This is a genomic window from Nocardiopsis sp. LOL_012 (assembly GCF_048060475.1).
GTDB lineage: Bacteria > Actinomycetota > Actinomycetes > Streptosporangiales > Streptosporangiaceae > Nocardiopsis.
Genome location: NZ_JBHMIV010000064.1, coordinates 1 through 7,171, shown reverse-complemented (window position 1 = coordinate 7,171; position 7,171 = coordinate 1). Strand labels below are relative to the sequence as shown.

The window sequence follows — 7,171 nt, the reverse complement described above, 5'->3', positions numbered from 1 at the left end:
CACCGGTGTCCCCACCAGTACCGCCGTCACCACCGGTGTCCCCACCAGTACCGCCGTCACCGGGGCCTTCACCGCCGTCACCGCCGGAACCACTGTCACCGCCAGTACCGCCGTCGCCGGGGGAAGGCGCGTCGTACGGCAGGAGGTCCGGGGCAGGGACCGTGTCGTCGAGAGTGTCGGCGTAGACCGGACCGGCCGCGAACCCGGTCATGAACAGACCTGCGGCGGTCACTGTCAGTGCCCGTCTCTTGGAGGACATTCCACTCCTCTCTCTATTCTCGTGTGCTGCTCTTATCGGGGGGAAATGGCATAGAGGTGGTCGTCGTGGACCACGATGGCGTTGGTCCCGAGGAGCCCGACGGGGAAGTTCGCTCCGTCCGCGAGTTCGACCGGTTCACCGTCGGCACCCACCGCCACCGACCGCCCGTCGTCCATGTGTCCGAAGACCTGGTCGCCGACGGCGATCTGCGATTCGAAGCCGGGCACGGCCACGCCCTCGCCGGTCCCGGGGTCGACCACCGTGTGGCCGTAGCCGAGGATGTCGGTCCCCACGGCCAGCGACCGGTGGTCCACGTTCGCCAGGTCGGCCGGATCGATCTCGACGGTGCCGACCACGGAGCCGTCCTCGCGGTCGTGGTAGGTCAAGTGGCCATCCTCGCCCTGTTCCGGCTGCCAGAGGACGATGACGTACTCGCGCAGGGCGGTGACCACCGAGTCCACCCCGCCGGCGCCCTCGGGTCGCCGACCGACGACCTCGGCGACGATCCCGTCGCGGTCGATCCAGAACCAGGGGCCGCTGACCCTGGCGGCGAGGACCCGTTCACCGGTGGCGAACATGGCGCCGGCGCCCTCGGGCGGGTCGACCCCCTCCAGGCCGCCGTCGACCGGGATGGACGGCTCGCCGCCGTCGAACACCAGCGGCGAGCCGCCGACGTACTGCACCCGCGCGCCGTCGGGGAGGTCCACACTGGCCGGCTCGGGCTCCTCCAGCGGCCAGAACCACAGGGCCTCGGCGGTCTCGATGACGATGGCCCCGTCCCCGCCGTACTCCACGAACCGCGGGGCGCCAAGGAACCCGGCCGGGTCCCCCGGGAGTTCGACCTGCCAGAGCGGCTCGCCCGCCGTGTCGGAGAGGGTGAGCCGCCCCTCGGGGTCGACGTGGGACATGTGCTCACCGTCCCGGCTGATCCGCACCTCGCTTCCCGGGGCGACCGGCCGATCGAAGGCGATCGTCCGGGAGAAGCCCGGAGGGGCGGCGACCGCGAGCTGCTCCGGGGCGCCGTCGCCGCCCTCGCCGGTCGCCTCGGCGTCCGCCCCGGAGGCCAGGGGGGAACCGGGCAGGTAGCGCAGGACGAACACCCCGACCGCGGCGACCAGGACCAGGGCCAGGGCGGCGGCCCCCACGATCAGCAGCCTGCGCCCGGCACCGCCGCGGGCGCGCTCGGAGGGGCGGGGCGCAGGCGCGGGTCCCGGGTCGACCCGGTCCGCGGCCCTGACCACCCCGTCCGGGGTGGCGACCAGGCGCCAGAAACCGCTGGCGTCGCGCGCGTCGACGAGGACGGGCTGTCCGACCCTGGCGGCGTAGCCGGTGGCGACGTCCAGCGCCGCCCGCCTGGTCTCCTTGGGCACCCTGCCCGCGACGATCTGGCGGTGCCCCTCGACGGCGATCTCGGCACTGCGCTCGTCGGGGGCGATGACGATGACGACGGTGGGCCGGGACTGCCCGGGGCGGGACGCCCGGCTCATGCTGCCTCCGGAGGTAGAAGGGTGGATCTGTGCGTGCGGGGGGCCGGACACGGGGGGCGGCCCGGGGCCGCGGGCGGCCGTGACGAGGGGTGTGTCATCGGTTTCCGTGCGCGGTGACGATGATACTGACCGCAGCCGTCCGCGACCGGGCGGGCCGCGTCGTCCGCCATCGGGGACTCGGCCGTTGTCGGCCCCGCCACCGGAGCCTCGTCCCATCATCACACCGGCACCCCTGCCCACTGCCTCGGCCTTCGGCAGCCGGTGCGGTCCCGTCCGCGTCGCACCGGCCTCGGTAAGGACACCCGGGAAGGACGATAGGTTCACACCGAAATTGGCCGGTTCCGGCCAACGGCGCGGTGTCAGCGCCCGCCGTTCTCGGAGATGGTCGCGATGACGGCCCGTTCGCGGCGCCGCGCCAGTCGGTCGGCGCGTTCGACACCGCGGTCGGCGACCTCCACCCGGGCGGAGGCGGTGCGCACGGTCGGCCACAGAGCGTCGATCTCGGAGTTGAGCGAGGACCCGGCCAGCACGGCGATGGCCATGACGTAGAGCCAGGCCAGGATGGCGATCGGAGCGGCCAGGGAACCGTAGATGTTCACCTCGCCCAGTGAGACGTTCAGGTAGGCGCGCAGCCCGGCCGAGCCCGTCATCAGCACGGCCGTCGCGAGCAGCGCACCGGGCAGGTGCCGCCAGAGGGGCATGCGCACCGGGACACTGAGTGCGTACAGGAGGGTGACCGCGACCGTGGCGGTCAGGCCGACGGCGGGCCAGTAGAGCAGGCCGAGGCGGCCGACCGTGAACGGCAGGAGGCGGTGGACCAGGTCGGGTCCGGCCACCAGGACGGGCAGTACCAGGGCCGTGAACACCAGCCCGCCGAGGTAGGCGACGAAGGCCAGGATGCGCTGGCGCATCCAGCCCCGGAGCTCGTTCAGGCCGTAAGCGATGGTGATGGAGCGGATGAACACGTTCATCGCCCGTGAGCCCGACCACAGCGACACCAGGAAGGTGAGGGAGAGCAGGCCGCCCTCGACCCCGCCGAGGAAGTCGTCGACGAGCGGTTCCACGACCCCGGCGACGGTCTCCGCGGTCAGGACCCGGGCCGCGGTGTCCAGCATCAGCAGGCGGATCTCGTCGACCATCCCCTCGCCGAACACGGCTGCCAGTGGCCCCAGCGCCCCCAGCAGGCACAGCAGGAGTGCGGGCAGGGAGATCAGGGAGAAGAACGCCGACTCCGCGGCCAGCCCGAGCACCCGGTCACGGGAGAAGGCGCGGATCGTGCGCAGGAGCAGCAGGAGGGCGTTGTGCGTGGCGGGGTGCCTGTGCAGCCACGCGCCGATGAGGCGCCACAGTCCCTCCCAGAATCCCGTCACGGGAGAACGGTAGCGGTTCTCCGAAGGGGGACGCCGACCGCCCCCGGACCGGCGGTGATGTGACTCACGCCGGCTCCGGCCGGGCTGCTCCTGGACAAAAGGTGACTCCGCGTGCCATTCTCGTTGTCATGATCGCTGCTCTGGACCCCATGCTCTGCGTGCGCCGCCACGTGGACTACCTGCGGGTCCGCAGTGCCATCTGTTGTAGCGTCGGTTGATCTGTCCGCTTGAGACGCACCCGTTGACTCAGGGCTGCTCGCGGACCGGCGCTCGTCCCTTTCGATTCCACACTCGCGGTCTCCGACCGATCCACCCGGCACGACGGCGTGCGGTGCGTTCGGGCCAGCGGTGCGGGCGCCGGACCCCGTGAGCGGCCCGCGACCCTATTCGGAGACACCCGCGATGCCTCCCTCTTCCGCGCAGCCCGGCACGACCGCCGCGACGGCCAAGCCCCGTCGCCGGCGGGGCGAGGGCCAGTGGGCCCTCGGCTACCGTGAGCCGCTGAACAAGAACGAGGAGAACAAGAAGAACGACGACGGGCTCAACGTCCGCGACCGGATCATCAACATCTACTCCAAGGCCGGGTTCGACTCCATCGACCCCGCCGACCTGCGCGGGCGCTTCCGCTGGTTCGGGCTCTACACCCAGCGCGCCCCGGGCATCGACGGCGGCAAGACGGCCGTGCTCGAACCCGAGGAGCTCGACGACCGCTATTTCATGCTGCGCGTGCGCATCGACGGCGGCCAACTGTCGGTCGCCCAGATGCGCGCGGTCGCCGAGATCTCCCGGGACTACGGCCGCGACACCGCCGACATCACCGACCGGCAGAACGTCCAACTGCACTGGGTGCGCGTCGAGGACGTGCCGGCGATCTGGGAGAAGCTGGAGTCGGTGGGCCTGTCCACCATGGAGGCCTGCGGCGACACCCCGCGTGTGATCCTGGGCTGTCCGCTGGCCGGCGTGGCCGAGGACGAGGTGCTGGACGCCACCCCGGAGGTTTTCCAGGTCTACGAGGACCACATCGGCAGTCCGCTGTTCTCCAACCTGCCGCGCAAGTTCAAGTCGTCGATCTCGGGGTGCTCCTCCTACTGCACCAACCACGAGATCAACGACATCGCCTTCGTGGGCGTGCGCGACGCGTCCGGGGAGGCCGGCTACGACCTGTTCGTGGGCGGCGGCCTGTCCACCAACCCGATGTTCGCCAAGCGCCTGGGCACGTTCGTGCGCCCCGACCAGGTGAGCGAGGTGTGGGCGGGGGTCTGCTCGATCTTCCGCGACTACGGCTTCCGCCGCCTGCGCACCCGCGCCCGGATCAAGTTCCTCATCAAGGAGTGGGGGGCGGAGAAGTTCCGCCGGGTGCTGGAGGAGGAGTACCTCGGCTACACCCTGCCCGACGGCCCCGCCCCGGAGCTGGACCCGGGCCTGGAGCGCGACCACGTGGGCGTGCACCGCCAGCGCGACGGAAGGTACTACGTCGGCTTCGCCCCGAAGGTGGGCCGGGTGTCGGGCACCAAGCTGGCGCGTGTGGCCGACATCGCCGAGGCGCACGGGTCGGACCGCATCCGCACGACCGCCGACCAGAAGCTGGTCATCCTGGACGTGGACGAGGAGCGGGTGGAGTCCATCACCGCCGCGCTGGAGGCGGAGGAGCTCCAGGTCCGGCCGAGCACGTTCCGCCGCCAGACCATGGCCTGCACTGGCATCGAGTTCTGCAAGCTGGCGATCGTGGAGACCAAGGGGCGCGCCGAGACCCTCATCGACGAGCTGGAGAAGCGCCTGCCCGAGTTCGACGAGCCGCTGAGCATCAACGTCAACGGCTGCCCGAACTCGTGTGCGCGCATCCAGGTCGCCGACATCGGTCTCAAGGGCCAGCTCGTGATGAACGACCGGGGCGAGCAGGTGGAGGGCTACCAGATCCACCTGGGCGGCGGTATGGGTCTCACGAACGCCTTCGGCAAGAAGGTGCGCGGGCTCAAGACCACCGCCGAGGAGCTGCCCGACTACGTCGAGCGGGTACTGCGCCGGTTCCAGGAGGGAAGGAAGGACGGAGAGGCGTTCGCCGACTGGGTGGCCCGGGCCGACGACGCCGATCTCAAGTAGCCGGCGGGCCCGGCCGGAGCCGGGCCCGCCACCCGAGGAGAAGCGAGGTGCGCCGTGTCCGAGAGAGCCGCTCCCCACTACTGCCCCTACTGCGGTGACGAGGACCTGGTGCCCGAGGAGGGCGCCGCGGTCGAGGGGCTGGGCTACCCCTGGTCGTGCCTCTCCTGCGCCCGGGTCTTCCGGGTGACCTACGTCGGGCTGCGCTCGGCGTCGCTGTCGTCAGACAGCACCCCCTCCAGACCGCCGGAAGGCTGAAAGGCTGACGATGAACCCCACCACCGCCCCCGTGGGCGGCCCCGAGCTGGCAGAGCGGGCCGCCCGTGAACTCGAACAGGCCTCGGCCCAGGAGATCATCGCCTGGGCCTCGGAGACCTTCGGGTCCGGCCTGTGCATGACCTCGTCCATGGCCGACGCCCTGATGGTCGACCTGGCCGCCAGGGTCGTCCCGGGGATCGACGTGATCTTCCTGGACACCGGATACCACTTCCCCGAGACCATCGGCACCCGCGACGCCGTCGAGTCGGTGTACGACATCACCCTGCACAACATCGAGCCCAGGCGCACGGTGGCCGAGCAGGACCTGGCGCTGGGGCCGCGCCTGCACGGCCGCAACCCGGAGCTCTGCTGCCACCTGCGCAAGGTCGAGCCCCTCCAGCGTGCGCTGGAGCCCTACAGCGCGTGGCTGACCGGTCTGCGCCGGGAGGACTCGGTGACCCGCCGCGACACCCCCGTCGTGCAGTGGGACGAGCGCCGCCGTATGACCAAGGTGAACCCGATCGCGCGGTGGACGCAGGATCAGGTGGACGCCTACATGGCCGAGCACGGCGTGCTCGTCAACCCCCTCCAGTACGACGACTACCCGTCGATCGGCTGCGAGCCCTGCACCAAGCGGGTGGCTCCGGGCGAAGACCCCCGCAGCGGCCGGTGGGCCGGGACCGGCAAGACCGAGTGCGGTATCCACCTTTGACGGGCGGACGCGTGCCGGGGCCGGGAGCGGCGGGGACTCCACTCCTGGCCGTGGCGCACGGCAGTACCGATCCCCGGTCGGCGGCGGCCGTGTCGTCGCTGTTCGACCGGGTCCGGGCCCAGCGGCCGGGCCTGGACGTGCGGCTGTGCTACCTGGACCACACGGCCCCGGGCGTGGCGGAGACGATGGAAGGCCTGGGCCGGGACGGTGCGGACGAGGTGGTGGTGCTGCCGGCGCTGCTCACAGCGGCCTACCACAGCAAGGTGGACCTGCCCGGGGTCCTGGCCGAAGGCGGGCCGCGGTGGCCAAGGGTGCGCTATGCCCGCGCCCTGGGTCCGCACCCGCTGCTGTCGGCGGCGGTGGAGCGGCGCCTGGCCGAGGCGGGTGCCGCACCGGACCCGGGTACGGCCCTGGTGCTGGCGGCGGCCGGGTCCAGTGATCCGGAGGCCAACGCCACCGTCGGGGCTATGGCCGAGGAGCTGGCCGGGCGCGCGCCCTGGCGGGAGGCGGTCCCGGCGTACGCGTCGGCGGCCTCGCCCGGACCGGGCGAGGCCGTGGCCGCGCTGCTGGAGGGGGGCGCGGAGCGGGTGGCGGTGGCCACCTACCTGCTGGCCCCGGGGTTCTTCGCCGACCGGGTCCGCGAGCGGTCGGCGGCGGCCGGTGCGGCGGTGGTCTCCGAGGCGCTGGGCGACGCCAAGGAGCTGGCCGAGGTGGTTCTGGAGCGCTACGACACAGCCGCGGGGGCTGTGTTTTTTGAACCTCCGCCCGCCCGTCGCCCACCACCGCCCTCAACGGACGCCTGACGGCGCGGTCCTTGCCCTGACCGTCGCCCACCACCGCCCTCAACGGACGCCTGACGGCGCGGTCCTTGCCCTGACCGTCGCCCACCACCGCCCTCAACGGACGCCTGACGGCACAGCCTTTCTCTGCTCGGGCGCCCGGAGAACGGGAACCTTCGGCGCCTGCGGCGTGCCTTCGCGCCCTCGCA

At 72.1% G+C, this 7,171-nt stretch carries 6 protein-coding genes and 1 pseudogene; 4 read left to right on the top strand and 3 right to left on the bottom strand.

Annotated features, from left to right (window positions below; genetic code table 11):
* The 3 genes and pseudogenes from ACFHWE_RS23240 to ACFHWE_RS23230 form a co-directional block, all read right to left on the bottom strand.
* Window positions 1-259, bottom strand: a pseudogene (locus ACFHWE_RS23240) (hypothetical protein); the annotation flags it as partial.
* A gap of 32 nt (window positions 260-291) precedes the next feature.
* Window positions 292-1,746 (bottom strand): hypothetical protein, encoded by a 1,455-nt coding sequence (locus ACFHWE_RS23235; RefSeq protein WP_416604003.1) that lies wholly within the window; start codon window positions 1,744-1,746, stop codon window positions 292-294.
* Between the two features lie 359 nt (window positions 1,747-2,105).
* Complete coding sequence (locus ACFHWE_RS23230; protein WP_416604002.1) at window positions 2,106-3,116, bottom strand: YihY/virulence factor BrkB family protein; 1,011 nt, start codon at window positions 3,114-3,116, stop codon at window positions 2,106-2,108.
* A 402-nt stretch (window positions 3,117-3,518) separates the two neighbouring features.
* On the opposite strand from ACFHWE_RS23230, the gene ACFHWE_RS23225 reads away from it, so the two are divergent.
* From ACFHWE_RS23225 to ACFHWE_RS23210, 4 genes are read left to right on the top strand one after another with little or no spacing between them, the layout of a single operon-like run.
* A complete protein-coding gene (locus ACFHWE_RS23225) occupies window positions 3,519-5,216 on the top strand; it encodes a nitrite/sulfite reductase (protein ID WP_416604001.1) in 1,698 nt (565 codons plus the stop codon).
* 54 nt (window positions 5,217-5,270) lie between these two features.
* Window positions 5,271-5,471: a hypothetical protein gene (locus ACFHWE_RS23220; protein WP_416604000.1), complete on the top strand. Its 201-nt coding sequence runs from the start codon at window positions 5,271-5,273 to the stop codon at window positions 5,469-5,471.
* Window positions 5,472-5,481: 10 nt separating this feature from the next.
* Window positions 5,482-6,183 carry a phosphoadenylyl-sulfate reductase gene (locus tag ACFHWE_RS23215; RefSeq protein ID WP_416603999.1) on the top strand — a complete coding sequence of 234 codons (702 nt, stop codon included), beginning with the start codon at window positions 5,482-5,484 and terminating at the stop codon, window positions 6,181-6,183.
* Between the two features lie 50 nt (window positions 6,184-6,233).
* Entirely contained in the window at window positions 6,234-6,986 is a 753-nt protein-coding gene (locus ACFHWE_RS23210) for a sirohydrochlorin chelatase (RefSeq protein ID WP_416603998.1), read from the top strand.
* Window positions 6,987-7,171: the final 185 nt, after the last annotated feature.